The sequence below is a fragment of the Pseudomonas edaphica genome (assembly GCF_005863185.1).
In the GTDB taxonomy this organism is placed as follows: Bacteria; Pseudomonadota; Gammaproteobacteria; order Pseudomonadales; family Pseudomonadaceae; genus Aquipseudomonas; species Aquipseudomonas edaphica.
In genome coordinates this window covers 1-26293 of record NZ_VBVZ01000002.1, presented here as the reverse complement: position 1 = coordinate 26293, position 26293 = coordinate 1, and the positions used below count along the sequence as shown (strand labels likewise).

The window sequence follows — 26293 nt, the reverse complement described above, 5'->3', positions numbered from 1 at the left end:
TTTTTAATCGCAGGCTTTGAAATTGATGTAACCCGGCGACGAATTAATTTTCAAGCGGATGGCTTTTTTCTTCTCCTCAAAGGTCCACATCCTTCAGGAACCCTTGAACCCAGGAGAATGCCCCCATGACCACCCCCAAAGCACTGTTGATCCTGCACGGCAAGCAAGCCCTCAATGAGGACGTGCGCGCTGCCGTGCAGGCCCGGCGCGAGCAGGGTTGGGAGCTGGCGGTACGGGTGACGTGGGAGGGCGGCGATGCCCAGCGCCTGGTCAATGAAGCCTTGGCCGACGGTTATACCCACTTGATCGCCGGTGGTGGCGACGGCACGTTGCGTGATGTAGCCGAGGCCATGGCCTTGGCCAAGACCGACGCCAGCCTGGTGTTGATGCCGTTGGGCACCGCCAACGACTTTGCCCGCGCCGCCGGTGTGCCGCTGGAGCCTGAACGCGCGCTGGCGCTGCTGGATGTGCCGCCCAGGGCCATCGACCTCGGTCAGGCCGGTGGGCAGATGTTCCTCAATATGGCCACCGGCGGCTTTGGCAGCCAGGTCACCGCCAATACCTCTGAAGACCTGAAAAAAGTGCTGGGCGGCGCGGCGTATCTGTTCACCGGGCTGTCGCGTTTCAGCGAGTTGAAGGCGGCGTATGGCGAGCTGGAAGGGCCGGGCTTTCACTGGAAGGGCGATTTGCTTGCACTGGGCATCGGCAACGGCCGCCAGGCGGGCGGTGGGCATGTGCTGTGCCCTGGCGCGCTGGCCGATGATGGCTTGCTTGATATCAGTATTTTGCCGGCGCCCCAGGAAGTGGTCGGCACGCTGATGACCCTGATGAGTGACGGCTGGGGCCTGGACAATATGTTTGTCCGCGCGCGCCTGCCATGGGTCGAGATCAAAGTGGCCGAAGGGCTGTATATCAACCTTGATGGCGAGCCATTGAAAGGCGATGACCTGCGTTTTTCCGCGCTGCCCAAGGCCCTGCGCGTGCACTTGCCGCTGGGCTCGCCGTTAGTCGTCCAGGCTGATGATCTGCTCGCGAACGGCGAATAACACCAGGCCCGCCACGTCGAAGATCTGCAGGCGTTTCATGATCTGCGAGCGATGCGCTTCCACTGTCTTGATACTCAAGCCCAGGCCATGGGCGATTTCCCGGGTGGACTTGCCGCGCACGATCAAACGCAGGATCTCCAGCTGGCGCGCCGTAAGGTTATGGCTGTCGGCGGCGGAGGAGACAGGCCCCTGGCTGCGGATCAGCGCCTGGTTGATCACCGTGTGGGCAATCGCAGGGCTCAGGTAGCGCTCGTTGTTACGCAAGGCCAGCAGGGCATGTTCCAGCTCGCTGGCGGTGGTGTCCTTGAGCAGGTAGCCATGGGCGCCGGACTCCAGCGCGCGCATGATCAGCTCCGGGTCGGTGTGCATCGACAGGATCAGCACCTTGCTTTTGGGGTAGGCCGCCTTGAGTTGCTGAAGGGCGTCGAGGCCGCCGGTGTATTTCATCGACAGGTCGAGCAGCACGATATCTGGCTGCAGCGCGCTGAATGTCTCCAGCAATTGCGCGCCATCGCTGGCCTCGCCGATCACGCTGTAGCCTTGGATATCCTGGATCAGCGCGCGTACGCCGGCCCGGATTAGTGCGTGGTCATCCACCAGGAGTAAGTTGCAAGTCACTCGAGAACCTTAGGGGAATTGGCCCGTTCGAGGGCGCGGGGCGCCCAGGGAAAAAGCGCGTCGATGCGTGTGCCTTTGCCTGGCTGGCTGCTGACAGACAATGCACCGCCCAGTTGGTCGATGCGCTCGGTCATGCCGGCCATGCCTCGTTGGCCTTCAAGGCCTGGGTTGGTCGCCGGTGAAAAGCCCAGGCCGTCATCGCAGATCATCAGCGACAGGCCTTCGGGCAGGCGTTGCAGGCGTACCAGCAAATTCTGCGCCTGGGCATGGCGCAACATATTGGTCACCGCTTCCTGGGTGATGCGAAAGGCGGCCACGGCCATTTCTTCCGGGATGCCGGTCAGGCGCTGCTGGCATTCCAGGCTCCAGTGCACCGAGGTGTTTTCCAGGGTCTTGAGCAAGTGCGCGCGCAGGCTCGCCTCAAGGCCCAGGCTGGCCAACTGGCGGGGGTTGAGGATGGCGGACACGTCGCGCACTTTGGCCAGGGTTTCGTTCAAGGTATTGCATAACACCGTGCATTGGCTTTGCAGGTCGTCGGGCAGGCGACGCTTGAGCCATTCGCTTTGCAGTTTGGCGGCGGTCAGCAGTTGGCCGATATCGTCATGCAGTTCGCGGCTGAGGCGGTGGCGTTCGTTTTCCTGGACCTGTAGCAGGCGGTCGGCCAGTTCCTGCGGCTGGAATTTTATCGACTTGCGCGAGCGCCACTGCTGCAGCCCCACCACCATCAGGGTGGCCAGGTTGAGCAGCACTATCAACAAAGGCAGGGGAGCTGAGCGTGTGTAGGCCCACAGACTGACGAACAGCGAGCAAAGGCACAGGGCGAGGGCCAGGCGGCGAGCATTGCTGCGGGACACGGACCTTGCGATGAGTGACTTTAGGCTGGCGTACATAGCGGATGGAGCCAATGAAGGTTCGCTGCGGGAAGACCGGTCACTGCGGCTGACAGGGCTCTGTGTGGAATACGGTGCTGGAACGTTTTTTTATACATGATGAAGTTGAGTCACTTCGAACGGGGCATAGTACCACCACTATTACCGTCGGTCGCCTGGCGCCTTACCCGGTGCCGCCTAATCTGCGCCAAACGCCGAGGAACCTGACTCCGTAGTTCAAAGAGCCAGCGGTTTACTCAGCATAGTTATATTAATTTGGTTTGTTTGTATCGATATTGCGTTGATGGCTAATTGATATATATCGCCCACGCATCATTGTCGACCGTTTAATGTACGGTCGTTTTTAGATAACTCGACGATCAAATACGACCTGTCAGTACTCAGGACGCGTGATGTACGCGCTGTTGTGGTTTATGCGTGAAGTCTTTCTGCGGGATCTGCAAAGTGACGGTCGCGATCAGTGTGGTTTGTTCGCTGTCATCCAGCGTCAGTTCGCCGGTGCGGATGTCGATCAGCTCCAATTGCCAGGCCAGCAGCGTCAGGCAGTCATGCAGGGCACTCAGCGCCTGGTCGTGCAGCTCCATGGGGCTTGCGGCATTGGCGATCAGGTATTGGATATGCCGGGAAAACTCGCTGATCGCCTGCAGGGCCAGGCCTTCGGCTTTTTCCGCCAGCTTGGCCAGGCTGGTTTTCATGCAGTCGATGGCATCGCTGTCGTTGCGAATCAGATGTAAATGGTGCAGGCACTCTTCTGACTTGGCCAAAAGCTTTTCGGCTTCCAGCAGAAACTCGGGAAGTGCAGTCTGCCATTCGTTTGCGCTATTCATCATGCAAGTCTCCGCAACATAAGGTCGGGTGATGAGATGTCGCACCGGGTGAATGGCGTAAAACTACCGCTGAAATATGACTGAGATCTGTAGCCTGCTTCTGAAATTTCAGTAGGACCGTTACTTGAATGATCAGAGTAGCCGTGGAAGGCCCTGGTCATTCGGGTCATTTGCACAACTTTGGTTGCCGCCACGTATAAGTCTGGAAGACCCGTGGGCCGAGGGCTTGGGATGGCAAACAAAAGCCTGACTCCATTCATGCAATGAGAATGGCGTCACATTAATGGCTATTAGATATCGCGAATATCAGGTCGGGCCTGATTGTGCATAGGGGAATCCCTTACACAGCGGAACCCTACGTCGATTTGAATGTCGCGCAAGGTCGCTGTACTGCCGTCTGGAGAGCGGATTGCAGTAAACCATGATGTCAGTGTGACATCAATGTATTTACATGGCATTTTACCGGGGTCAAGGTCTGGCGCTTGCCGCCGATAACCACCCTTAAGTGAGCTGCACAATCCCACATCAGGAGCTTTTAATGGCCGGCATTCTCGACACGGTAGATCAACGCACGCAACTGGTGGGTGAGAATCGCCTGGAGATCCTCATGTTTCGCCTGGCCGGGCGGCAATTGTTTGCGATCAACGTGTTCAAGGTTCAGGAAGTCCTGCAACTGCCCAAGTTGACCCTGATGCCCCAGCGTCACCCGTTTGTATGCGGCGTGGTCAACCTGCGTGGCCAGACCCTTCCGGTCATCGACCTGTCACAGGCCATCGGCATGCGCCCGCTGGTGCCGGGGCCGAACAGCACGATTATCGTCACCGAGTACAACCGTTCGGTGCAGGCCTTCCTGGTGGGCGGTGTGGATCGCATCGTCAACATGAACTGGGAAGCCATCCTGCCGCCACCGGCCAGCGCCGGGCGCCAGCATTACCTCACGGCCATCAGCAAGGTCGATGACCAGTTGGTGGAAATCATCGACGTGGAAAAAGTCCTCGCCGAAATCGTGCCGTACAACGCCAAAGTCTCGCGGGAAAAACTTGAAGACCCGGTGCTGGAACGTGCCCGTGGCCGCGAAGTGCTGCTGGTGGACGATTCCAACGTGGCCCTCTCGCAACTGCGCGACACCCTGGGGCAACTCGGCGTGAAGATGCACATTGCCAGCGACGGCCTCAAGGCGCTGAACATGCTCAAGGCCTGGGCCGACAGCGGCCAGGTCATGACCGACAAATTGCTGATGATCTTCACCGACGCCGAAATGCCCGAGATGGACGGCTACCGCCTGACCACCGAAATCCGCAACGACCCGCGCCTGCGTGGCCTTTATGTGGTGCTGCACACCTCGCTGTCGGGCAGCTTCAATGACTCAATGGTCAAGAAGGTCGGTTGCGACAACTTCCTGTCCAAATTCCAGCCCGACAAGCTGGTGGATGTGGTGCGCCAACGCTTGATGTTGGACGAAGTGCCCGCCTGAGCAGGCGGCCTTTTGTGGCAGGCAGTCTCGTGATGGCAGGCAGGCTTGTTGTGGCGAGCAGGCTCGCCACAGTAAGCTTACCGGTCACAAGAGCTCCAGCGACCTTTGATTCTGGAAGTCCCGTCCTATAGGGTGGCGCTTTGTCCCCCTCAGGAATGCAGGCCCATGCTTCGTCTCAGCGCGCTGTACCGTTACCCCTTGAAGTCCGGCAAGGCCGAAGCCTTGCAGCACATCGGCCTGGATAAACTCGGGCTGGATGGGGATCGACGCTGGATGCTGGTGGACGAAGCCAGTGGCCGATTCCTGACCCAGCGGGCGGTGGCGAAGATGAGCCAGTTGTCGGCGTTGTGGAACAGCGCCGGTGGCCTGACCCTCAATTCGCCTGGCTTTGCCACGCTGGACGTGGCGCTGCCGGGCAGCGATGCCGAGTTGCGCGGTGTAACTATTTGGCGCGACACCTTGCGTGTGCCGGATGCCGGCGATGCGGCGGCGGCCTGGGTCAGCGACTTTATCGGCAAGCCCACGCGGCTGGTGCAGGTGCCGCTGGCACGTGCACGTACTACCGAGGCCGGTTATGGCAAGGACGACGATCAGGTCGGTTTTGCCGATGGTTTCCCCTTGCTGCTGATCGGCCAGGCCTCGTTGGACGACTTGTCCCAGCGCATCGGCCGGCCGATGGAAATGCTGCGTTTCCGTCCCAATCTAGTGATTGAAGGCAGCGAGGCCTTCGCCGAAGACGGTTGGAAACGCGTGCGTATCGGCGACGTGGAGTTTCGCGTGGTCAAGTCGTGCTCGCGCTGCATCCTCACCACCATCGACCCGGCCAGCGGCGAGCGCAGCGCCGACCGTGAGCCGCTGGCGACACTCAAGACCTACCGTGAGCAGGGCGGTGACGTGATGTTCGGCCAGAACCTGGTCAACGATGGCAGCGGCGAATTAGCCGTCGGAATGCCCGTGACGATCCTGGAATAAAAAATGCCCGTCTCCTGCGAGACGGGCATTTTTTTTGCGCTGTAACCCTTAGCCGCGGTATTCGCACAGGTAAGCGGTGTCTACGGCAACCTTCAGTTGGAACTTGCTGTTGGCCGGCACGTTGAACTGGCTGCCGGCGGCGAAGGTTTCCCAGGCGTTGGCGTCTGGCAGCTTGACGGACAGGGCGCCGGACACCACGTGCATGATTTCACGCTGGGCGGTGCCGAATTCGTATTCACCCGGTGCCATCACGCCGATGGTCGCAGGGCCCTCTGCGGTGCCGAAAGCGATCGACTTGACGGTGCCGTCGAAGTACTCGTTGACTTTGAACATGGGTGAATCCTCGGAAAAGGGTCTGGAAAGGTCGGCCAGTATGCCCAAGGCCGGGGGTGCTGCCTAGACCGGCAAAATCAACGGCAGCAGGCGTGCGGTGTTGCGCGCGTCTTCGAGTGCCCGATGTTGCTGGCCATGGAACTGCATCCCCGCCAATTGCAGCGCACCGTTGAGCCCCAAGGGCTTGTCCAGCCGCCGGGCCTTGGCGAAACGCTGCTTGAGGTTCACATGCGCGGTCTGGGCGAGCGCGCTGGTCAGGCCATGGCGTTGCCATTCAAGTTCAAGCTGCGCGCGGTCGTAGTCGCCCCAGCTGGCCCAGCCTTCCAGGCGCGCTTGATGTTGGCCCAGCCAACGCTCAAACAAGGGCCACACCTCGGTGATCGGCGCCGCCGCGTCGATGTTGGCCTGGGTGATATGCGTGAGTTGGCGACAGAACGGCGTCAGCAAGGGGCGACGCAGCGGCCGCACAAAGCGCTGGAAGTGATCCAATTCGCGGCCCTGGCGGTTCACGAGGCTGGCGCCGATCTCGATGACTTCCATCTCCGTCACGGGCCAGCCGCCTTCATCCGTTGTGGCTTCAAGGTCAATAATCAGCCAATGGGGCATCGTGCAGGTTCCCGTACTCGTCCTTTCCTGATGGGGATAGAGCGTAGCTGGGCCGTGTAGTTCCGCCTAGGGTGTTATTCGATCTCCAGCAAAACCTGGCGATTGCGCACTTGATCACCTGCGACGACCTGCACACCCTTGATCACACCGTCGATGCCGGCCGTCAGAGGATGTTCCATTTTCATGGCTTCGAGCACCAGCAGCAGTTGGCCTTTGCTGACGCTTTCACCGGTGCTCACGCGGATATCGACAATCGCGCCGTCCATCGGTGCCTTGACGATGCCGGTGCTGGCGTCGGCCTGGCGGCTGGCGACGTGTTGGGTGCGGTTGATGATCTTCACGCCCGGCAGCCAGAGCTGAGTGTCGTCCAGATGGTAGGGCAGGCGACGGCGAATGCCGTCGATCACCAGTGTGGCCCAGCGGCCGTCGGTGGTCAGGTCATGGATCTCGATGCCGTTGGCTTGCAGATGGTTGCCGTCCAATACGTTGACGTCGAGGTCCTGCACCTCGTCGTTCACCGCCAGGCGATAGCGCCAGGCGGCCTTGTTGCGCCATCCCGACAAGCCTTGGCGGTGGGTGTTGGCGCTGTGTTGGTAAAACAGTGCGGCGGCCAGCGCGACCTGCTCCTTTGTCGCGGCGTGACGTGGGATGTCATTGAAGTGTTTGGCGATAAACCCGGTACTGAACTCGCCTGCGATAAAGTCCGCTTGCCCGAGCAGGTCCACCAGCAAACCCTGGTTGGTGGTGACGCCCAGTAACACGGTGTCTTGCACTGCGCGCAGCAATTTGCGCCGGGCCTCTTCGCGGGTGGCGCCGTGGGCGATGATTTTGCCCAGCATGGCGTCATAGAACGGGCTGATGCGCTGGCCCTCAAGCACGCCGTGGTCGATGCGTACCCGGGCAGCCGGCTCCCAGCGCAGCACGTCGCCGGTTTGCGGCAAAAAGCCCTGGGCCGGGTCTTCGGCGTACAGGCGCACTTCCATGGCGTGGCCGGTCAGGGTCACGTCGGCCTGTTGCAAGGGCAGCGGTTCGCCAGCGGCGATGTTCAGTTGCAACTCAACCAAGTCCAACCCCGTGATCAGTTCGGTGACCGGGTGCTCCACTTGCAGGCGGGTGTTCATCTCCAGGAAGTAGAAGTGGCCGTTGCGGTCGAGCAGAAATTCGACGGTGCCGGCGCCGACGTAATTGACCGCACGCCCAGCCTTCAGCGCAGCTTCGCCCATGGCTTGGCGCAGCGCAGGTGTCATCACCGGGCAGGGCGCTTCTTCGATGACTTTCTGGTGGCGGCGCTGGATCGAGCAGTCGCGTTCGCCCAGGTAAATGAGGTTGTTGTGGCTGTCGCCGAACAGTTGGATTTCAACGTGGCGCGGGTCGATCAAAGCTTGTTCGAGGATCAGTTCGTCGCTGCCAAACGCGTTGAGGGCTTCGGAGCGTGCGGTACGCAGTTGATCGAGCAGTTGGCTGCCGTCGTGGACCAGGCGCATGCCACGCCCGCCACCGCCGGCACTGGCTTTGATCATCAGCGGGTAGCCGATACGGTTGGCTTCTTGCTGCAAGGTCGCGTCATCCTGGGCATTGCCTTGGTAACCGGCGATGCACGGCACACCCGCGTCGAGCATGGCGAGTTTGGACTGGCGTTTGCTGCCCATCAGCTCGATGGCGGCAACGCTGGGGCCGATGAAGGTGAGGCGGGCGTCCAGGCAGGCTTGGGCGAATCCAGCGTTTTCGGAGAGGAAGCCGTAGCCGGGGTGGATGGCGTCGGCGCCTGTGCGTCTGGCGGCGTCGAGGATGGCCGGGATGTTGAGGTACGACTGGTTAACCGGCGCGGGGCCGATGTGGACGGCTTCGTCGGCCATTTGCACGTGCAGGGCCTGGGCGTCGGCGTCGCTGTAGACGGCGACGGTGCGGTAGCCCAGGGCTTGGGCGGTGCGTTGGATGCGGCAGGCGATTTCGCCGCGGTTGGCGATCAGGATTTTGGTGAATGCAGGCATGGGTTTATCCCTTGGCACATTGGGTGAATGTTCGGCCCCTATCGCAGCGATGCGGCGACCCGACAAGCCAGCTCCCACAGTTTGAAATGCATTCCCCTTGTGGGAGCTGGCTTGCCTGCGATGGCGTCATCGAGACCACCCAGGCTTACGCTTCTGCACAAACGCCTGCGTCCCCTCAATCCCTTCTTCACTCGTCACCGCCTCGGCAAACCATTCTGCGGCCTGATCCAACAGCGGGCCCACCGGTTGTTCCACACTGGCGAGCAACAGCGCTTTAGTCCGCGCATTCGCCCCCGGCGCACAGCGCAACACCTGCCCCAGCACCTCATCCAATCGTTCCGCCAATGCTTGTGCATCGCGCTCGACGTAATGCACCACGCCCAACCGCTCAGCCTCAACCCCATCAAACCGCGCCGCCGTCAGCGCCAGTCGGCGTGCCTGGGTCAAGCCAATGCGCTTGACCACAAACGGCGCAATCTGCGCCGGCAACAAGCCCAGGCTGGTCTCAGGTAGCCCGAACTGCGCCTGGTGGTCGGCAATCGCGATATCACTCACGCACGCCAGCCCAAAGCCGCCGCCCAGCACCGCGCCTTGCAGCACCACGATCACCACTTGCGGCACGGCTTCGACGGCTTGCAGCAGGGTGCCGAAGGCGCGGTTCAGCGCCGGCAACTGCCCGCCCGCCATGACCATGTCTTTCACATCCGCCCCGGCACAGAAGTGCCCACCGGCGCCGCTGATCACCACGGCGCGCACCTGGCTGTCCAATTGTGCCAATACCGACCGCAGTTCGTTGACCATCTCCAGGCTCATCGCATTGCGGCTGGCGGGGCGGTTAAGGGTGATGTGCAGCACGCCGTTGTGCGGCTCGAGCAGCAGGGTGTTCATGATTTTTTCCCGGGCAGGGTGCCCATCAATTTGCAGATGATGCCCAGCATGATTTCGTCGGCGCCGCCGCCAATCGACACCAGCCGCACATCACGGTAGGCGCGGGCCACCGGGTTGTCCCACATAAAGCCCATGCCGCCCCAGTATTGCAGGCAGCTGTCGCTGACCTCACGGCCCAGGCGCCCGGCCTTGAGTTTGGCCATGGAGGCCAGTCGCGTCACATCCTGGCCTTTGATGTATTGCTCGGTGGCCTGGTAGACCAGCGCGCGCAGGCATTCGATTTCGGTGGACAGCTCGGCCAGGCGAAAGTGGATGACCTGGTTGTCGATCAGCGCCTTGCCGAAGGTCTGGCGCTCTTTGCAGTATTCGATGGTGCTGTCGATGCAATGCTCCAGGCCCTTGATCATATTGGCTGCGCCGAACAGGCGTTCTTCCTGGAACTGCAGCATTTGCATCATGAACCCCGCGCCTTCGTGGCCGATGCGGTTGCGTTGCGGCACGCGCACACCGTCGAAAAACACCTGGGCGGTCTCGGAGCTGTGCATGCCGAGCTTTTCCAGCGGCGGGCTGACGCTGATGCCTGGGGTGGTCATTGGCACCATGATCAGTGATTTGTTGATATGCGGCTTGTCGTCGGAGGTGTTGGCCAGCAGGCAGATAAAGTCGGCGCTGGGCGAGTTGGTGATCCACATTTTGCTGCCGTTGATCACGTAGTCGCCGCCGTCCTTGCGCGCGTGGGTTTTAAGCCCCGCCACGTCGGAGCCGGCGCCGGTTTCCGAGACGCCGATGCAACCCACTTGCTCGCCGCTGATGGCCGGGCGCAGGAATTCGTCGCGCAGTTCATCGGAGCCGAAGCGGGCGAGGGCGGGCGTGCACATATCGGTTTGCACGCCGATGGACATGGGGATGCCGCCGCAGCGGATGGTGCCGAATTCTTCGGCGGCGACAATGGAGTAGCTGTAGTCCAGGCCCATGCCGCCGAATTGTTCCGGCTTGGAAATGCCCAGCAGGCCGAGGTCGCCGGCCTTGCGGAAGATTTCGTGAATGGGGAAGCGCCCGGCTTTTTCCCACTCGTCCACGTGCGGGTTGATCTCGCGGTCGACGAAGGCACGCACGGTGCGGCGCAGTTCCTGGTGTTCCTGGGTGAAGATCATTGTTGTTGTTCTCCTTGTTGGGACGCGGAGCGTCCTTGGCTGCGTTACCACGCGGAGCGTGGGCACGATCAGCGCGCTACACCAAAGCTGTTGGGCTGCAGTTGGCGCACCTCGGCCTCGTGGCAGATATCCAGCAAGAACCCCAATAGCGTGCGGGTATCGCGTGGATCTATCAGCCCGTCGTCCCACAGGTTGGCGCTGCCATAGAGGGCGGTGGACTGGCTGTCGAGTTTCTGCGCGGTGACCTGTTCGAGCATGTCCAGCACCTTGGGGTCGGGCACCAGACCGTCCTTCAATTGCTTGGCCTCAGTCACGATGCGCAGCACCTTGCCCGCTTGCGCGCCGCCCATCACCGCCGTGCGGCTGTTGGGCCAGGCGAAGATAAAACGCGGGTCCAGGCCACGGCCGCACATTGCATAGTTGCCCGCGCCATAAGAGCCGCCGACCACCACCGTGAGTTTAGGCACCCGCGCATTGGCCACCGCCTGAATCATCTTCGCGCCGTGCTTGATCACGCCTTGTTGCTCCGACTCGGTGCCTACCATAAAGCCGGTGGTGTTGTGCAGGAACAGCAGCGGCGTGCGGCTCTGGTCGCACAGTTGGATAAATTGCGCCGCCTTGCTCGCACCCTTGGGGGTGATGGGGCCGTTGTTGCCGATCACACCGACGGCGCGGCCCTGGATATGCAAGTGGCCGCAGACGGTGTGGGCGTCGAACTCGCCTTTGAACTCCAGAAAGTGCGAGCCGTCGGCCAGGCGTGCGAGGATTTCGCGCACGTCGTAGGGCTTTTTCGGGTCATCGGGGATCAACCCCAGCAACTCGTCGATAGGATACAGCGGCTCCTTGTAAGCCCGTTGTGGAGCGGGTGGCAGGCGATCATCCCACGGCAGCAGGCTGACGATTTCGCGCACGATGCGCACGCCATCGGCATCGTTTTCCGCCAGGTACTCGGCCGTGCCGGCGGTTTGCGCGTGCATCTCGGCGCCGCCCAGCTCTTCATCAGTCGCGACTTCGCCGGTGGCGGCCTTGAGCAGCGGCGGCCCGGCCAAAAACAGCTTGGCCTTGCCGCGCACCACCACCACGTAATCCGACAGCCCCGGTTGATACGCGCCGCCCGCCGTGGCCGAGCCGTGTACCACGGTGATCTGCGGCAAGCCCATGGCCGACATGCGCGCCTGGTTGGCGAAGCTGCGTGCGCCTTCGACGAAAATCTCGGCGGCGTAATTGAGGTTGGCACCGCCGCTTTCCGCCAGGGTCACCACCGGCAGTTTGTTTTCCATGGCGATCTGTTGCAGACGCAGGGATTTTTTCAGGCCGGACGGCGAAATGGTGCCGCCCTTGATCGCGCTGTTGTTGGCCACCACCAGCATGCGTACGCCGCTGACGTAGCCGATACCGGCGATCAAGCCGCCTCCGGCCGCGCTGCCGTCTTTGTCATCGTGGAGTTTGTAGCCGGCCAGGCTGGCCAATTCCAGAAACGGCGCGCCGGGGTCCAGCAGCAGGTTGAGGCGCTCGCGGGGCAACAACTGGCCGCGTTTGTCGAACTTGGGTTTGGCTTCCTGTGCTTTGGCGAGCAGGTTGTGCTCCAGTTGGCGCAACTGTTGGATGCTTGCCAGCATGGCTTCACGGTTGTGCGCGAACTGTGGGCTGTGGGCGTCGATCAGGCTTTCAATCACCGGCATGGTTCAGTGCTCCGTCTTCAGCACATCGGGTAAATAGGCGCGGTGGAAACCGTTGAACGGCTCGCTCGGCGGCTGCGCCTTGTGCAGCGGCCAGGCGCGGCTGCCCAGGCTGGCAGCGCCGTCGATGCGCAAGGTGCTACCGCTGATAAACGCGGCGGCGGGGCTGAGCAAAAACACGATGGCCGCGCTGACTTCCGATTCGGTGCCGATGCGCTTGAGCGGCACGTGCTCACGCAGGGTGGGGATCACTGCCTTGAACGCGCCTTCGTAGGTGTCCATGCCGCTGGACGCAATCCAGCCCGGCGCCACGGCGTTGACGCGTACACCGGCGTAACCCCATTCGAAAGCGGCGGTCTTGGTAAAGTTGTCCATGCCTGAGCGTGCAGCACCCGAGTGGCCCATGCCGGGCATGCCGCCCCACATGTCGGCGAGCATGTTGACGATGGCGCCGCCGTGCTTGTTCATCGACTGGTTGAACACTTCACGGGCCATCAGGAAACCGCCCACCAGGTTGGTGCGCAGTACGGTTTCAAAGCCTTTTTGATTGATCGAAGCCAGTGGCGACGGGTATTGACCGCCGGCGTTGTTCACCAACCCATGGATCGGCCCATGCTCGCGGATGATCTGCGTGACCAGCGCTGTCACTGCTTCTTCATCGCGAATATCGCAGGCCAGCCAGTGCGCGGTGCCGCCGTCTTCGGCGATTTCGGCGGCCACCTGTTGCAGCTTTTGCGGCTTGCGCCCCACCAGTATCACACTGGCACCAAGGGCCGCCAGTTCATGGGCAGTGCAGCGGCCAATGCCACTGCCGCCGCCAGTGACTATCACGGTTTGCCCCTGGAACAGGTCGGCTTTGAAGATCGAGTCGAAGGCCACGGCGACGGTCCTTTAGGAGAGTTGATCGGCTATGTGTTGCGGCACGGCGATGGGGATTTCCAGCAATTGTTGGGCGAAGGCCTTGCCTTGCGGGTCGATGCGCAGGCTGGCGATGCCGCCGCCGCCCAAGGCGTTTTCCAGCAGGAAATTCAAGCTGTGGCTGCCGGGCAAGTACCAGCGCTCGACACGGCCGTGAAGTGGGTCGAGCACGTGGCTCATCCAGTCGACGATCACCTCCGGGGTCAGCGCTTCGGCGATCCAAGGCAGGTAGTCGGGGTGGCGGGCGATTACGCCGATATTGCTGTGGTTGCCCTTGTCGCCGGAGCGCGCCACGGCCAGTTTCACCAGGGGCACACTGGCGTCCGCGCGGCCTTCGGGTTTGGGTGGATCAATCGGCGCGGCGGGTGTGCGCATCGGCGCTGATGAAGGCAACGCAACGGTGTGCCGCGCGCCTTGGAAGTCGACCTGCGGTGCGCAGGATGATTTGTCGACCAGGAATGAAAACAGCCGGATCAGCGGGTACACGGTCGGTCGCCCGCCGACAATGCCGGTCAAGCCGGGTGCCATGCCGGTCGCCGCCTGGGCGATCTCGCGGGCGAACAGCACCAAGGCCTGCTTGCTGGGGTGGCGTACCGCCAATTTCACCACCACCTCGCGGCAATCCTGGCGCTGGGCGTGGGCACCGTAGGTGGCTTCGCTGCCGAGCAGTTCAATGTTTACCTCGGTGTAAGGCGCCCAGCCGCGTTGGCTGAACAGTTCCGAGGTCTTGTTGATGATCGCCTGGCTGACTCGCTCGGCCTTGGCCACCGCGTCGATCCCGGCAATCAGGCAACTGGCGGTGCAACGGAAACCGTCGGGGTAAGTGGCGCTGACCTTGTACTGGTCGGTGGGCGGTAAACCCTTGGCGCCGTGCAGGCGCACGCAGTTTTGGCCTTGTTGCTGCAGCTTGACCTGGCTGAAATCGCAGATCACATCGGGCAGTAAATACGCGCGCGGGTCGCCGATTTCATACAGCAACTGTTCGGCCACGCTGAGTTCGCTGATCAGCCCACCGGTGCCGGCGACTTTATTCACGGTAAATTGGCCGTCGGCGCTGACTTCGACGATGGGAAAACCGATGTGCTCGTAGTCCGGTACATCACGCCAATCAGTGAAGTTACCGCCGCTGCACTGCGCGCCGCATTCGATGATATGCCCGGCGAGCGCAGCTTGAGCGAGGCGGTCGTAGTCCTGCCACGACCAGTTGAATTCATGCACCAAGGCGGCGCTGACCACGGCGCTGTCGACCACGCGCCCGGTAATCACAATATCGGCGCCCAGCGCCAGTGCCTGAGCAATGCCGGGTGCGCCGAGGTAGGCGTTGGCCGAAACGCACATCGGCGGCAGGGGCGCGCCGTTGAACATATCGGTAATGTTGTGCAATTGCTTGAGTTGAGGTTGCAGGTCGTCGCCCAGCAGTACGGCGATTTTCAGCGGCACACTGGCCTTGTCGCAGGCCGCTTGCAGGGCGGCGGCGCAGGCGTGCGGGTGGATGCCGCCGGCGTTGCTGACCACGCGGATGCCCTGGCGCTGGATCTCCCCCAGCAACGGCGTGAGCACCTCGACAAAATCGGTGGCGTAACCGGCCTGGGGATCTTTCATCCGCGCACCGGCAAGGATCGACATGGTGACTTCCGCCAGGTAGTCGAACACCAGGTAATCCAGGGCGCCGCCGTGCACCAATTGGGCGGCAGCCGTGCAGGTGTCGCCCCAGAAGGCGCTGGCGCAGCCGATACGAACCGTCTTGCTCATGAGAAATCCTTCCTCTGATGGCTGGTGTCGAGACTACCAAGCAAGCGCTTGGTTTGTAAACGGTTGATATAAGTTTTGCCCAAGCGCTTGCTTGGCTGGCGGCCACGGCCTAAATTGCCGCCCAAGACGTCAGTAGAGATGAAGGAGAGCAGCATGGATGAGCAAAAAGCCCTGCGGGTGATGCGCACCATGGTCGACGGCGGCCAGTTGACCGACCCCGACAGTGCCCGGGGCAAGTTGCTGCAAACCGCGGCTCACCTGTTTCGCAACAAGGGTTTCGAGCGCACGACCGTGCGTGACCTAGCGAGTGCCGTGGGTATTCAGTCCGGCAGTATCTTTCATCACTTCAAGAGCAAGGACGAGATCCTGCGTGCCGTGATGGAGGAAACCATCCACTACAACACCGCGATGATGCGCGCATCACTTGAAGAGGCCAGCAACGTGCGTGAGCGCGTGCTGGCGCTGATCCGCTGCGAGTTGCAGTCGATCATGGGCGGCAGTGGTGAGGCGATGGCGGTGTTGGTCTACGAGTGGCGTTCGCTGTCAGCCGAGGGCCAGGCCCAGGTGCTGGCGTTGCGCGATGTGTATGAGGATATCTGGCTGCAGGTGCTGGGCGAGGCCAAGGCGGCGGGTTACATCCGGGGCGATGTGTTTATCACTCGACGCTTCCTGACCGGCGCCTTGTCCTGGACCACCACCTGGTTTCGCGCCGAAGGCAGCCTGACCCTCGAGCAGTTGGCCGAGGAGGCGCTGTTGATGGTGCTTAAAGCTGATTGAGGCGCAAGCTATTAATTTGCCGACGGAAAGTTGTCTCCCCTGACAAAAACGCCTAGCTTATTGCCATCAGAGTGTTAAACGGTGTGTGCCTCAATGTTTTCGCCATGGCGGCTGGCTGCAGGACTGACTATATGGGCACTGGGCACTGCGTGGTGGCTGCCGGCGTCGGCCGCGCAATTGGTCAGGATCGGCGCCGCGCACTTCCAGCCCTACACCGTTCGGCCCGAGCAGGGCGCTGATACCGGTTTGTTGCCGCAACTGGTCGAAGCCCTGAACGCTGCGCAAACCGACTACCAGTTTGTGTTGGTGCCGACTTCGATTCCACGGCGCTTTCGTGATTTCGAGCAAGGTCGGGTCGACATGGCCATCTTCGAAAACCCCGACTGGGGTTGGCAGGATATTCCCCACACCAGTGTCGACATGGGGTTGGAAGATGCAGAAATCTTCGTCACCCAACGTAAGCCCGGCCGCGACCAAAGCTATTTCACCGACCTCGCCGGTAAGCGCCTTGCAGTGTTCAGCGGTTATCACTACGCCTTTGCCGGTTTCAACCCCGACCCCAAGAACATGGCCGAACACTTCAACGCCACATTGACCTACTCCCATGACAGCAACCTGCTGATGGTGGCGCGCGGGCGTGCCGATATTGCGCTGGTCACGCGTTCGTACCTGAGCGACTTCATGGTGCGTAATGCGGACATGGCCGGGCAGTTCCTGGTCTCGGAGCGGATTGACCAGGTGTATCACCACTACGCGCTGGTACGGCCCAAAGCGCCGATCACCGGCGCGGCGTTCGCCGAGTTGCTCAAGCACCTGCGTGAGAGCGGGGAGATGTTGAAGATCTTCGAGCCGTATCGCATTGATGTGAGGCCGGTGCCCTGATTATCTGCGTTGAGCAGGCCTGTTGTGGCCACCTGGCTTGTTGGGGCAAGCCTGCTCGCCACATATCTCTACAGCTTCACACCCTGCGTGCAAACGTATCGCTATGGCTGCCCGACACCTTGCGGCAATGCACCAGCGCATCGCGAATCATGAAGTTCACCAGGGTTGGGGAAACGCCCAGCTCCTTGGCGATGTCCTTTTGCGGCACGCCGTGCAGGCGGTACATCTCGAACGCATAGCGGGTGCGCTGGGGCAACTCCGTCAGGGCGTCAGCGATGTTTTCCAGGGTGTTGAAGTTGATATGCGAAGTTTCCGGTGAAGCGCCGTGAATGACCACATTCAAGCCTTCCTCTTCCGTCCCCGAATATTTGAGTTCCAGGGCCTGCTTGCGGTAGTGGTCGATCGCCAGGTTGCGCACGATCTGGAACAGATAACTCAATTGAGCCTTGAACGACGAGGTGATGGTCGGCGCTGATTGCAGCCGAAAGTAGGCGTCCTGCACGACGTCTTCGGCGCGCGAGCGGCAACCGGTAATCCGGGCGGCGATCTTCACCAAAATAAGTCGATTGTCGACGAATGCCTGCAAAAGGGGTGAGTCGCACCTGCCTGTGGATACTTGTTCCGTCATGGAAATCACCTTGTCGCGAAAGAGTTAGGGGAGGGCGTCCTTGCTGAGGCCTCCTACACATCGGGCAACAAATTATGCTTAATGATAATGATTGTCAAATGAGAAGACGAACTAATCTTATGCTTTCTTGTTCGATGTGAACTACGCCTCCCTCGCTCCCGGCGACTAATTATTTGCCCGGGCCGTCCGTTCTTCTGGGTGACAGGCCCGTTAGCCAACGGCCAAGGATCAGCACCCGCAGGAGGGCGAAATGGGTTTTTATCGTGCAGGCAGCGTTTTTCAGTTTGGAGACCGCGATCAATGAGCGTTTCCACGCGATTGCGCCTGTTCTGCCTGCCCTATTCGGGGGCCAGCGCGATGGTCTATGCACGCTGGCGCCGGGCTCTGCCTGACTGGTTGCAGGTGTGCCCGCTGGAATTGCCGGGCCGCGGCATGCGCATGGATGAGCCGTTGCAGCGCGATATCAAAACCTTGGCCGCGCAGCTTGCCGACGAGATCGGTCGTGACCTGGGCAGCCCCTATGCCTTGTTCGGCCACAGCCTGGGCGGCCTGCTGGCATTTGAACTGGCGCATGCATTGAAAGCACGCAATCTGCCTGCGCCGCTGGCGTTATTTGCTTCCGGTACCGCCGGCCCGGCGCGCCGCGATGTGAGCGAATACGCCATCGAAAAGACCGATGAACAACTGATCGCCCGCCTGCGCGAACTGCAGGGCACCGCCGAAGAGGCGCTGTGCAGCCCGGAATTGATGCAGTTGATGCTGCCGATTCTACGTGCCGACTTCGTGCTGTGCGGCAGCTTCAGCTATGGCGAGCGCGCGCCACTGGGCATGCCGATCCATGTGTTTGGCGGCAAGCAGGACAGTGTCCGCGCCGACCAGTTGCTCGACTGGCAACTGGATGCCGCCAGTGGCTTCTCCCTGGATATGTTCGACGGCCACCACTTCTTCCTCGTGCAGCACGAAAGCGCGGTGCTGCGCTGCCTGCGCCGCTATGCCGACGAGCACCTGGCCCGCTGGCGCAATGATGCGGCGCGCCAACTGGCTGCCGTTTAGCACGGCCCTAATTCCCGATTTTCCCGTAAGCCGATTTCAGGCAGGAACCCCATGATGGACGCCTTCGAACTTCCCCGCACCCTGGTCCAGTCCCTTCAACACCGCGCCGCGCAGACCCCGGACCAGGTGGCCCTGCGCTTCCTGGCCGAATCCGCCGCCGACAGCGTTGTGCTCAGTTACCGCGACCTCGACCAACGCGCCCGCACCATCGCCGCCGCCTTGCAGGCCAATGCGGCATTGGGCGACCGTGCGGTGCTGTTGTTCCCCAGCGGCCCGGATTACGTCGCGGCGTTCTTTGGTTGCCTGTACGCCGGGGTCATCGCCGTGCCGGCCTATCCGCCGGAGTCGACCAAGCGCCGTCATCAGGAGCGGCTGCTGTCGATCATCAGCGATGCCGAGCCGCGCCTGCTGCTGACCATCGCCAGCCTCGCCGACGGCCTGGCGCAGATCGAGAACGCGCCGCCGGTGTTGAGCGTCGATACCCTGCAGGCCGCTGGCAATTGGGTCGAGCCCGAACTGCAAGCGGACGACATCGCCTTCCTGCAATACACCTCCGGCTCCACCGCGCTACCCAAGGGCGTGCAAGTGAGCCACGGCAACCTGGTGGCCAACGAAGTGCTGATCCGTCGCGGCTTCGGCATTGATCTGCACCCGGATGATGTGATCGTCAGCTGGCTGCCGCTGTACCACGACATGGGCCTGATCGGCGGCTTGCTGCAACCGATCTTCAGTGGCGTGCCCTGTGTGTTGATGTCGCCGGCGTACTTCCTCGGCCGCCCATTGCGCTGGCTGGAAGCGATCAGCGAATACGGCGGCACCATCAGCGGCGGGCCGGATTTCGCCTATCGCCTGTGCAGCGAGCGGGTCAGTGAAACCGCGCTGGAACGCCTGGACTTGAGCAAGTGGCGCGTGGCGTATTCGGGCTCCGAGCCGATCCGCCTCGACACCCTGGAACGTTTCGCCGAGAAGTTTGCCGTTTGTGGTTTCACCTCGAATAATTTCTTCGCCTCCTACGGGCTGGCCGAGGCGACGTTGTTTGTCGCCGGTGGCACCCGTGGTCAAGGCATCCCCGCGTTGCGTGTGGATGAACAGGCGCTGGCCGCCAACCGCGCTGAACCGGGGCAGGGCAGCGCGATCATGAGTTGCGGCACGAGCCAGCCGGAACACGCGGTGCTGATCGCCGATCCGCACGCACTCACCGAATTGCCCGACAACCGTGTCGGCGAACTCTGGGCCGCCGGCCCCAGCATCGCCCACGGCTACTGGCGCAACCCCGAGGCCAGCGCCAAGACCTTTGTACAACACGCAGGTCGCACCTGGCTGCGCACCGGCGACCTGGGCTTTATCCGCGACGGCGAGGTGTACATCACCGGTCGCCTCAAAGACCTGCTGATCGTGCGCGGCCACAACCTGTATCCGCAGGACATCGAGCAGACCGTCGAGCGCGAAGTCGAAGTGGTGCGCAAAGGCCGGGTCGCGGCGTTTGCCGTGAATCACCAAGGCCTGGAAGGCATCGGCATTGCCGCAGAAGTCAGCCGCAGCGTGCAGAAAATCCTGCCGCCGGAGGCCTTGATCAAGGCGATTCGCCAGGCGGTGGCCGAGGCCTATCAAGAAGCCCCGAGCGTGGTGGTGTTGCTCAACCCCGGTGGCTTGCCCAAGACCTCCAGCGGCAAGGTGCAGCGTTCGGCGTGCGCGCTTCGTTATGCCGATGGCAGCCTCGACAGCTATGCGCAGTTCCCGAGTCTGCAAGCCCAGGCCAGTGATGCGCTGCTTGAATCCGAGCTGCAAAAACAGATTGCAGCGATCTGGTGCGAGCAGTTGCAGGTCGCAACCGTGGCGGCCGATGACCACTTCTTCCTGCTCGGCGGCAACTCCATCACCGCCACCCAGGTGGTCGCGCGCCTGCGTGAAAGCCTGGGCCTGGAGCTGAACCTGCGCCTGCTGTTCGAGGCGCCGACGCTTTCGGCGTTCGCCGCCAATGTGGCGCAATTGCAGCAAGACGGCGGCATTGCCCAAGGCGCGATCCAGGCCTTGTCACGCCAGGCAGACTTGCCGCAATCCCTGGCACAGAACCGCCTGTGGATCACCTGGCAACTGGACCCGCACAGCAGCGCCTACACCATCCCCGGCGCCCTGCGGTTGCGCGGCGAGCTGGACGAAGATGCGGTGCGCACGAGCTTCCAGCAGTTGATCCAGCGCCACGAAGCCCTGCGCACGCGCTTCTATGAACGCGATGGCCAAGCCTTCCAGCGCGTCGAGGCAAACACCGGTTTCGAGCTGCAAGTGATCGACCTCAGCGACCTGCCAAGCGCCGAACGCGAAGCCCGCGCGCAGCAGATCCGTGAAGACGAAGCGCGCACCCAGTTCGACCTGGAAAAAGGCCCGTTGCTGTGGGTGACGCTGGTGCGCCTGGACGATGAAGATCACCAACTGCTGGTGACCTTGCATCACATCATCGCCGACGGTTGGTCGCTGAACATTCTGATCGACGAATTCTCGCGTTTGTATGCCGCCGCAACTCAAGGCCGAACCCTGGAACTGCCGCCACTGGCCCTGCAATACGCCGACTACGGCAGTTGGCAGCGTCAATGGCTGGCCGAAGGCGAAGGCCAGCGGCAATTGGCCTATTGGCAGGCGCAATTGGGTGATGAGCACCCGGCCCTGAGCCTGGCCACCGACCATCCACGCTCTGCGCAGCACACCCACAGTGCCTCGCGCCATAGCGTGCGCTTGAACGCAGCGCTCAGCGAAGCCATTCGCCAGGCCGCTCAAGCCCATGAGTCCACACCGTTCATGCTGTTGCTGGCGGCGTTCCAGAGCCTGCTCTACCGCTACAGCGGCCAGCGCGATATCCGTATCGGCGTGCCCAATGCCAACCGTCCGCGCCAGGAAACCCAAGGCTTGATTGGCTTCTTCATCAATACCTTGGTGCTGCGCGTTGAGCTGGACGGGCGCCTGCCATTCAATCAGCTGTTGGCTGCCACGCGCCAGGCTGCGCTGGGCGCCCAGGCTCACCAGGACCTGCCCTTCGAACAATTGCTGGAAGCCTTCCCCCAGGCCCGCGAGCAAGGCCTGTTCCAGGTCATGTTCAACCACCAGCAGCGTGACTTGAGCGCCTTGCGACGTTTGCCGGGCATGCTTGCCGATGAGCTGCCATGGCACAGTCGCGAAGCCAAGTTCGACCTGCAACTGCACACTGAAGAAGACCGCAACGGGCGTTTGAGCCTGGCGTTCGACTACGCCGATGAGCTGTTCGACAGCGCGACCATCCAGCGCCTCGCCGAGCACTTCATCAACCTGCTGCACGCGGTGTGCGAGCAGCCGGAGCACGCCATCGGCGACCTCAAGCTGATGCACACAGACGAGCAGCAGCCATGGAGCGAAGCCCCGTGTGCCCCGGCCCGGCAGTGGCTGCCCGAGCTGCTCAGCCAACAGATCTCTGACAACACCGCACTGGTCTGGCAAGGCGGCAGCCTGACCTTCGCCCAACTGCACACCCAGGCCAACCGCCTGGCCCACTACCTGCGTGACAAGGGCGTCGGCCCGGATGTGTGCGTGGCCATCGCCGCCGAGCGTTCGCCGCAGCTGCTGATCGGTCTGCTGGCAATCATCAAGGCCGGTGGCGCCTATGTGCCGCTCGATCCGGATTACCCCGCCGACCGCCTGGCCTACATGCTCAAGGACAGCGGCGTGCACCTGCTGCTGAGCCAAACCTCACTGCTTGAACTGCTGCCGGCCACCGAAGGCGTGTGCGTGATCGCCATGGACAGCTTGCACTTGGACAGCTGGCCGACCCAGGCGCCGGGCCTGCACTTGAATGGCGACAACCTCGCCTACGTCATCTACACCTCCGGCTCCACCGGCCAGCCCAAAGGCGTGGGCAATACCCATGCGGCCCTGGCCGAGCGCTTGCAGTGGATGCAGGCCACCTATCAACTCAACGACACCGATGTGCTGATGCAAAAGGCGCCGATCAGCTTTGACGTATCGGTGTGGGAGTGCTTCTGGCCACTGATCAGCGGCTGCCGCCTGGTGCTGGCCGGCCCTGGCGAACATCGCGATCCGCACCGCATTGCGCAACTGGTACAGGAACACGGCGTGACCACGCTGCACTTTGTGCCGCCGCTGCTGCAGCTGTTTATCGATGAGCCGTTGGTGACTGAGTGCACCAGCCTGCGGCGTCTGTTCTCCGGCGGTGAAGCCTTGCCTGCCGAGCTGCGTAACCGCGTATTGGCGCAGCTGCCGGCGGTGCAACTGCACAACCGGTACGGCCCGACTGAAACCGCGATCAACGTGACCCACTGGCATTGCCAGGTTGCGGATGGCGAACGCTCGCCCATCGGCCGGCCGCTGGGCAATGTGATCTGCCGCGTGCTGGATGAGCAACTCAACCCATTACCGGCCGGTGTGCCGGGCGAACTGTGCATCGGCGGCATCGGCCTGGCGCGCGGTTATCTTGGCCGCGCCGGGCTGACCGCCGAGCGATTTGTGGCTGACCCGTTGGGCGCACCCGGCACACGCCTGTATCGCACCGGTGACCGTGTGCGTTGGGGCGCCGAGGGTGTACTCGAATACCTCGGCCGCCTTGATCAACAGGTCAAACTGCGTGGGTTCCGTGTGGAGCCGGAAGAAATCGAAGCCCGGATGCTGGCGCTGGACGGCATCGCCCAAGCCGTGGTGCTGGTGCGTGATGCGCAGTTGATCGGTTACTACACCGCGCCTGCGAAGCTTACCGAGCAGGAGGTAAAAACCGCCTTGGCCGCCGAGTTGCCGGAGTACATGGTGCCCGCCTTGCTGATGCGTCTGGACGCCATGCCCCTGAGCCCCAGCGGCAAACTCGACCGCCGCGCATTACCAGAGCCTGTGTGGCAAACCCGCGAGCACATCGAGCCTGCAACGCCGTTGCAGCAGCAGATTGCCGCGATCTGGCGCGAAGTGCTGGGCTTGCCACGTATCGGCCTGCGCGACGACTTTTTTGCCCTCGGCGGCCACTCGTTGCTGGCCACGCAAATCATCTCCCGCACCCGCCAGGCCTGCGACGTCGAGTTGCCGTTGCGCAGCTTGTTCGAAGCCAGCGAGCTGGGTGCGTTTGCCGAGCAAGTGGGCGCGATCCAGGCTTCGGGCCAACGCAATCAGCAAACCGCTATCGCCCGGGTCGACCGCAGCGCGCGGGTGCCGCTGTCCTATTCCCAGCAGCGCATGTGGTTCCTCTGGCAGATGGAGCCCGACAGCCCGGCCTACAACGTCGGCGGCATGGCGCGTCTGCGCGGCGTGCTGGATGTGGGGCGTTTTGAGGCGGCGTTGCAAGCCTTGATCATGCGTCACGAAACCCTGCGCACCACCTTCCCGAGCGTCGATGGCGTGGCGTACCAAAAGGTCTCACCGCAAACCGGTATGCGCATGGGCTGGCAGGATTTCTCCGCGCTCAATGAAACCGAGCGTCAGCAGCGCCTGCAAGATTTCGCCGATCAGGAAGCTCACACGCCGTTCAACCTGGAAACCGGGCCGCTGTTGCGGGCCTGCGTGGTCAAGGCCGGCGAGCAAGAGCACTACTTCGTGCTGACCCTGCACCATATCGTCACCGAAGGCTGGGCCATGGACATCTTCGCCCGTGAGCTCGGCGCGCTGTACGAGGCGTTTATCGACGAACGCGACTCGCCGCTGGCGCCGCTGGCGGTGCAATACCTCGACTACAGCGTGTGGCAGCGCCAGTGGCTGGAGGCTGGCGAGCGCCAACGCCAACTGGACTACTGGACTGCGCAACTGGGCCATGAGCATCCTTTGCTCGAACTGCCCGCCGACCGCCCACGGCCGCCGGTGCAAAGCCATCAGGGCGAGCTGTACCGCTTTGACCTGAGCGATGACTTGGCCGCTCGCGTGCGCGCCTTTAACGCCGAACGTGGCCTGACGTTGTTCATGACCATGACCGCCACCCTGGCGGTTCTGCTCTACCGCTACAGCGGCCAGACCGACCTGCGCATCGGCGCGCCAGTGGCCAACCGCATTCGCCCGGAAAGCGAAGGGCTGATCGGCGCATTCCTCAACACCCAGGTGCTGCGTTGCCAGCTCAATGGGCAGATGAATGTGGCCGAGTTGTTCGAGCAGGTGCGCCATACCGTGATCGAAGGCCAGTCTCACCAGGACCTGCCATTCGATCATCTGGTGGAAGCCCTGCAACCATCGCGCAGCGCGGCATATAACCCGCTGTTCCAGGTGATGTGCAACGTGCAGCGCTGGGAATTCCAGCAGAGCCGCCAACTGGCGGGCATGACCGTCGAATACCTGGTCAACGATGCGCGGGCGACCAAGTTCGATCTCAACCTGGAAGTCACCGACCTCGACCATCGGCTGGGTTGCTGCCTGACCTACAGCACCGATCTGTTCGACGAGCCGCGTATTGCGCGGATGGCCGCACATTGGCAAAACCTGTTGGAAGCGTTGATCGCCAACCCGCAACAGCGTCTGAGCGAGTTGCCCTTGCTGACGGCCACTGAGCAGCGCGCCTTGCAGAGCAGCCTGGGTATCGAGGCGGGTGAACACCGCCTGGATCAGTGCATTCACCCGCTGTTCAGCCAACAAGCATTGGCCCGCCCCGATGCAGCGGCGTTGACCTTTGCCGGGGTCACGCTCAGTTATCGCGAACTGGATGAGCGCGCCAACCGCCTGGCCTGGATGCTGCGTGAGCGCGGCGTTGGCCCGCAGGTGCGGGTCGGCCTGGCGCTGCCGCGCTCGCTGGAAATGGTCATCGGCCTGCTGGCGATCCTCAAGGCTGGCGGCGCTTATGTGCCGCTGGACCCGGAATACCCGCTCGACCGCCTGCACTACATGATCGAAGACAGTGGCATCGGCCTGCTGCTCAGTGATGCGGCGATGTTCGAAGCCCTTGGCGAATTGCCGGCGACGGTCGCGTGCTGGTGCCTGGAAGATGACTTGCCGGTGTTGGCCAATTACCCTGCCGCCGAGCCGCCCTTTATCAGCCTGCCGCAACATCAGGCGTACCTGATCTACACCTCCGGCTCCACGGGCAAGCCGAAGGGCGTGGTGGTGTCCCACGGTGAAATCGCCATGCATTGCCAGGCGGTGATCGAGCGCTTTGGCATGCGCGCGGATGATTGCGAGCTGCACTTCTACTCCATCAACTTCGACGCCGCCACCGAGCGTCTACTGGTGCCGCTGCTCAGCGGTGCGCAGGTGGTGTTGCGCGCCCAAGGCCAATGGGATGCCGAAGAAATCTGCGCACTGATCCGTGCCCATGGCATCACTATCCTCGGCTTCACGCCAAGCTACGGCAGCCAATTGGCGCAATGGCTGGCGACCCGGCAACAGACTTTGCCGGTGCGCATGTGCATCACCGGCGGCGAGGCGCTGACCGGCGAACACTTGCAGCGGATTCGTGCGGTGTTCCAGCCCGAGCTATTTTTCAACGCCTATGGCCCGACCGAAACCGTGGTGATGCCGCTGGCCAGCCTGGCGCCGCACGTGTTGGAAGAAGGCGCCGCCAGCGTGCCGATCGGCAGCATCATCGGCGCTCGCGTGGCCTATATTCTCGACGCCGATCTGGCGCTGGTGCCCCAAGGCGCGACCGGTGAGCTGTATGTCGGCGGGGCCGGTCTGGCCCAGGGTTATCACGAACGTCCTGGCATGACGGCCGAGCGGTTTGTCGCTGATCCGTTTGCTGCCGATGGCGGCCGTTTGTACCGCACCGGCGACCTGGTGCGCCAACGCGCCGATGGGTTGGTGGAGTACCTGGGCCGTATCGACCATCAAGTGAAGATTCGCGGTTTCCGCATCGAGCTGGGTGAAAA

The 26293-nt window shown here is 62.3% G+C and carries 19 protein-coding genes; 7 read left to right on the top strand and 12 right to left on the bottom strand.

The genetic code is table 11. The features are described 5' to 3' along the window. The first annotated feature begins 125 nt into the window (after positions 1–125). Complete coding sequence (yegS, locus tag FEM54_RS00305; protein WP_056861072.1) at positions 126–1046, top strand: lipid kinase YegS; 921 nt, start codon at positions 126–128, stop codon at positions 1044–1046. On the opposite strand, the gene FEM54_RS00300 is transcribed toward yegS, so the two are convergent. The 3 genes from FEM54_RS00300 to FEM54_RS00290 all read right to left on the bottom strand — a co-directional run bounded on the left by FEM54_RS00300 (position 1005) and on the right by FEM54_RS00290 (position 3384). After that, the gene (locus tag FEM54_RS00300) at positions 1005–1664 is read right to left on the bottom strand and encodes a response regulator transcription factor (RefSeq protein WP_017134968.1); all 660 of its coding nucleotides are present in this window, start codon (positions 1662–1664) and stop codon (positions 1005–1007) included. The two genes, yegS and FEM54_RS00300, sit on opposite strands and share 42 nt — an antisense overlap. After that, a complete protein-coding gene (locus FEM54_RS00295; protein WP_138448970.1) occupies positions 1661–2554 on the bottom strand; it encodes a sensor histidine kinase in 894 nt (297 codons plus the stop codon). Before FEM54_RS00295 ends, FEM54_RS00300 begins: the two co-directional genes overlap by 4 nt. A 380-nt stretch (positions 2555–2934) precedes the next feature. Continuing rightward, positions 2935–3384, bottom strand: coding sequence for a hypothetical protein (locus tag FEM54_RS00290; protein ID WP_169984806.1), 450 nt, complete (start codon positions 3382–3384; stop codon positions 2935–2937). A 535-nt stretch (positions 3385–3919) separates the two neighbouring features. On the opposite strand from FEM54_RS00290, the gene FEM54_RS00285 reads away from it, so the two are divergent. Further along, positions 3920–4855 carry a chemotaxis protein CheV gene (locus FEM54_RS00285; protein ID WP_017134971.1) on the top strand — a complete coding sequence of 312 codons (936 nt, stop codon included), beginning with the start codon at positions 3920–3922 and terminating at the stop codon, positions 4853–4855. A 165-nt stretch (positions 4856–5020) separates the two neighbouring features. Next, complete coding sequence (locus FEM54_RS00280; RefSeq protein WP_017134972.1) at positions 5021–5827, top strand: MOSC domain-containing protein; 807 nt, start codon at positions 5021–5023, stop codon at positions 5825–5827. 48 nt (positions 5828–5875) lie between these two features. On the opposite strand, the gene ppnP is transcribed toward FEM54_RS00280, so the two are convergent. The 8 genes from ppnP to FEM54_RS00240 all read right to left on the bottom strand — a co-directional run bounded on the left by ppnP (position 5876) and on the right by FEM54_RS00240 (position 15148). Beyond that, positions 5876–6160, bottom strand: coding sequence for a pyrimidine/purine nucleoside phosphorylase (ppnP, locus tag FEM54_RS00275; RefSeq protein WP_010566373.1), 285 nt, complete (start codon positions 6158–6160; stop codon positions 5876–5878). A 63-nt stretch (positions 6161–6223) separates the two neighbouring features. Continuing rightward, positions 6224–6766: a 3'-5' exonuclease gene (locus FEM54_RS00270; RefSeq protein WP_017134973.1), complete on the bottom strand. Its 543-nt coding sequence runs from the start codon at positions 6764–6766 to the stop codon at positions 6224–6226. A 74-nt stretch (positions 6767–6840) separates the two neighbouring features. After that, entirely contained in the window at positions 6841–8757 is a 1917-nt protein-coding gene (locus FEM54_RS00265; protein WP_138448968.1) for an acetyl/propionyl/methylcrotonyl-CoA carboxylase subunit alpha, read from the bottom strand. A gap of 126 nt (positions 8758–8883) precedes the next feature. Continuing rightward, on the bottom strand, positions 8884–9645 hold the full coding sequence (locus FEM54_RS00260) for an enoyl-CoA hydratase/isomerase family protein (RefSeq protein ID WP_138448967.1): 762 nt from the start codon (positions 9643–9645) through the stop codon (positions 8884–8886). Continuing rightward, entirely contained in the window at positions 9642–10799 is a 1158-nt protein-coding gene (atuD, locus tag FEM54_RS00255) for a citronellyl-CoA dehydrogenase (RefSeq protein ID WP_017134976.1), read from the bottom strand. Before atuD ends, FEM54_RS00260 begins: the two co-directional genes overlap by 4 nt. Positions 10800–10867: 68 nt before the next feature. Further along, positions 10868–12481, bottom strand: a complete 1614-nt coding sequence (atuC, locus tag FEM54_RS00250) for a geranyl-CoA carboxylase subunit beta (protein ID WP_017134977.1) — start codon at positions 12479–12481, stop codon at positions 10868–10870. 3 nt (positions 12482–12484) lie between these two features. Then, positions 12485–13357 (bottom strand): SDR family oxidoreductase, encoded by an 873-nt coding sequence (locus tag FEM54_RS00245; RefSeq protein ID WP_138448964.1) that lies wholly within the window; start codon positions 13355–13357, stop codon positions 12485–12487. A 12-nt stretch (positions 13358–13369) separates the two neighbouring features. After that, the gene (locus FEM54_RS00240) at positions 13370–15148 is read right to left on the bottom strand and encodes an acyclic terpene utilization AtuA family protein (protein WP_138448962.1); all 1779 of its coding nucleotides are present in this window, start codon (positions 15146–15148) and stop codon (positions 13370–13372) included. Positions 15149–15301: 153 nt separating this feature from the next. On the opposite strand from FEM54_RS00240, the gene FEM54_RS00235 reads away from it, so the two are divergent. After that, positions 15302–15925: a TetR/AcrR family transcriptional regulator gene (locus tag FEM54_RS00235; RefSeq protein WP_017134980.1), complete on the top strand. Its 624-nt coding sequence runs from the start codon at positions 15302–15304 to the stop codon at positions 15923–15925. 93 nt (positions 15926–16018) lie between these two features. Continuing rightward, positions 16019–16807 carry a substrate-binding periplasmic protein gene (locus tag FEM54_RS00230; protein WP_138448960.1) on the top strand — a complete coding sequence of 263 codons (789 nt, stop codon included), beginning with the start codon at positions 16019–16021 and terminating at the stop codon, positions 16805–16807. Positions 16808–16883: 76 nt separating this feature from the next. Here FEM54_RS00230 and FEM54_RS00225 read toward each other — a convergent pair whose 3' ends face one another. Next, on the bottom strand, positions 16884–17435 hold the full coding sequence (locus FEM54_RS00225; RefSeq protein WP_005789991.1) for an RNA polymerase factor sigma-70: 552 nt from the start codon (positions 17433–17435) through the stop codon (positions 16884–16886). A gap of 300 nt (positions 17436–17735) precedes the next feature. On the opposite strand from FEM54_RS00225, the gene FEM54_RS00220 reads away from it, so the two are divergent. Then, positions 17736–18488, top strand: coding sequence for a thioesterase II family protein (locus FEM54_RS00220; protein WP_138448958.1), 753 nt, complete (start codon positions 17736–17738; stop codon positions 18486–18488). Positions 18489–18539: 51 nt separating this feature from the next. Further along, the coding region (locus FEM54_RS00215) for a non-ribosomal peptide synthase/polyketide synthase (RefSeq protein WP_138448956.1) at positions 18540–26293 on the top strand (7754 nt) is incomplete at its 3' end.

Excerpts from the sequence above, each read along its gene's own strand:
- FEM54_RS00270 (WP_017134973.1), bottom strand. The coding sequence starts at position 6,766 with ATGCCCCATTGGCTGATTATTGACCTTGAAGCCACAACGGATGAAGGC.
- FEM54_RS00285 (WP_017134971.1), top strand. The coding sequence starts at position 3,920 with ATGGCCGGCATTCTCGACACGGTAGATCAACGCACGCAACTGGTGGGT.
- FEM54_RS00225 (WP_005789991.1), bottom strand. The coding sequence starts at position 17,435 with ATGACGGAACAAGTATCCACAGGCAGGTGCGACTCACCCCTTTTGCAG.
- FEM54_RS00220 (WP_138448958.1), top strand. The coding sequence starts at position 17,736 with ATGAGCGTTTCCACGCGATTGCGCCTGTTCTGCCTGCCCTATTCGGGG.
- FEM54_RS00290 (WP_169984806.1), bottom strand. The coding sequence starts at position 3,384 with ATGATGAATAGCGCAAACGAATGGCAGACTGCACTTCCCGAGTTTCTG.
- FEM54_RS00295 (WP_138448970.1), bottom strand. The coding sequence starts at position 2,554 with ATGTACGCCAGCCTAAAGTCACTCATCGCAAGGTCCGTGTCCCGCAGC.
- FEM54_RS00235 (WP_017134980.1), top strand. The coding sequence starts at position 15,302 with ATGGATGAGCAAAAAGCCCTGCGGGTGATGCGCACCATGGTCGACGGC.
- FEM54_RS00230 (WP_138448960.1), top strand. The coding sequence starts at position 16,019 with ATGTTTTCGCCATGGCGGCTGGCTGCAGGACTGACTATATGGGCACTG.
- atuC (WP_017134977.1), bottom strand. The coding sequence starts at position 12,481 with ATGCCGGTGATTGAAAGCCTGATCGACGCCCACAGCCCACAGTTCGCG.
- yegS (WP_056861072.1), top strand. The coding sequence starts at position 126 with ATGACCACCCCCAAAGCACTGTTGATCCTGCACGGCAAGCAAGCCCTC.
- FEM54_RS00260 (WP_138448967.1), bottom strand. The coding sequence starts at position 9,645 with ATGAACACCCTGCTGCTCGAGCCGCACAACGGCGTGCTGCACATCACC.
- FEM54_RS00280 (WP_017134972.1), top strand. The coding sequence starts at position 5,021 with ATGCTTCGTCTCAGCGCGCTGTACCGTTACCCCTTGAAGTCCGGCAAG.
- FEM54_RS00265 (WP_138448968.1), bottom strand. The coding sequence starts at position 8,757 with ATGCCTGCATTCACCAAAATCCTGATCGCCAACCGCGGCGAAATCGCC.
- atuD (WP_017134976.1), bottom strand. The coding sequence starts at position 10,799 with ATGATCTTCACCCAGGAACACCAGGAACTGCGCCGCACCGTGCGTGCC.
- ppnP (WP_010566373.1), bottom strand. The coding sequence starts at position 6,160 with ATGTTCAAAGTCAACGAGTACTTCGACGGCACCGTCAAGTCGATCGCT.
- FEM54_RS00240 (WP_138448962.1), bottom strand. The coding sequence starts at position 15,148 with ATGAGCAAGACGGTTCGTATCGGCTGCGCCAGCGCCTTCTGGGGCGAC.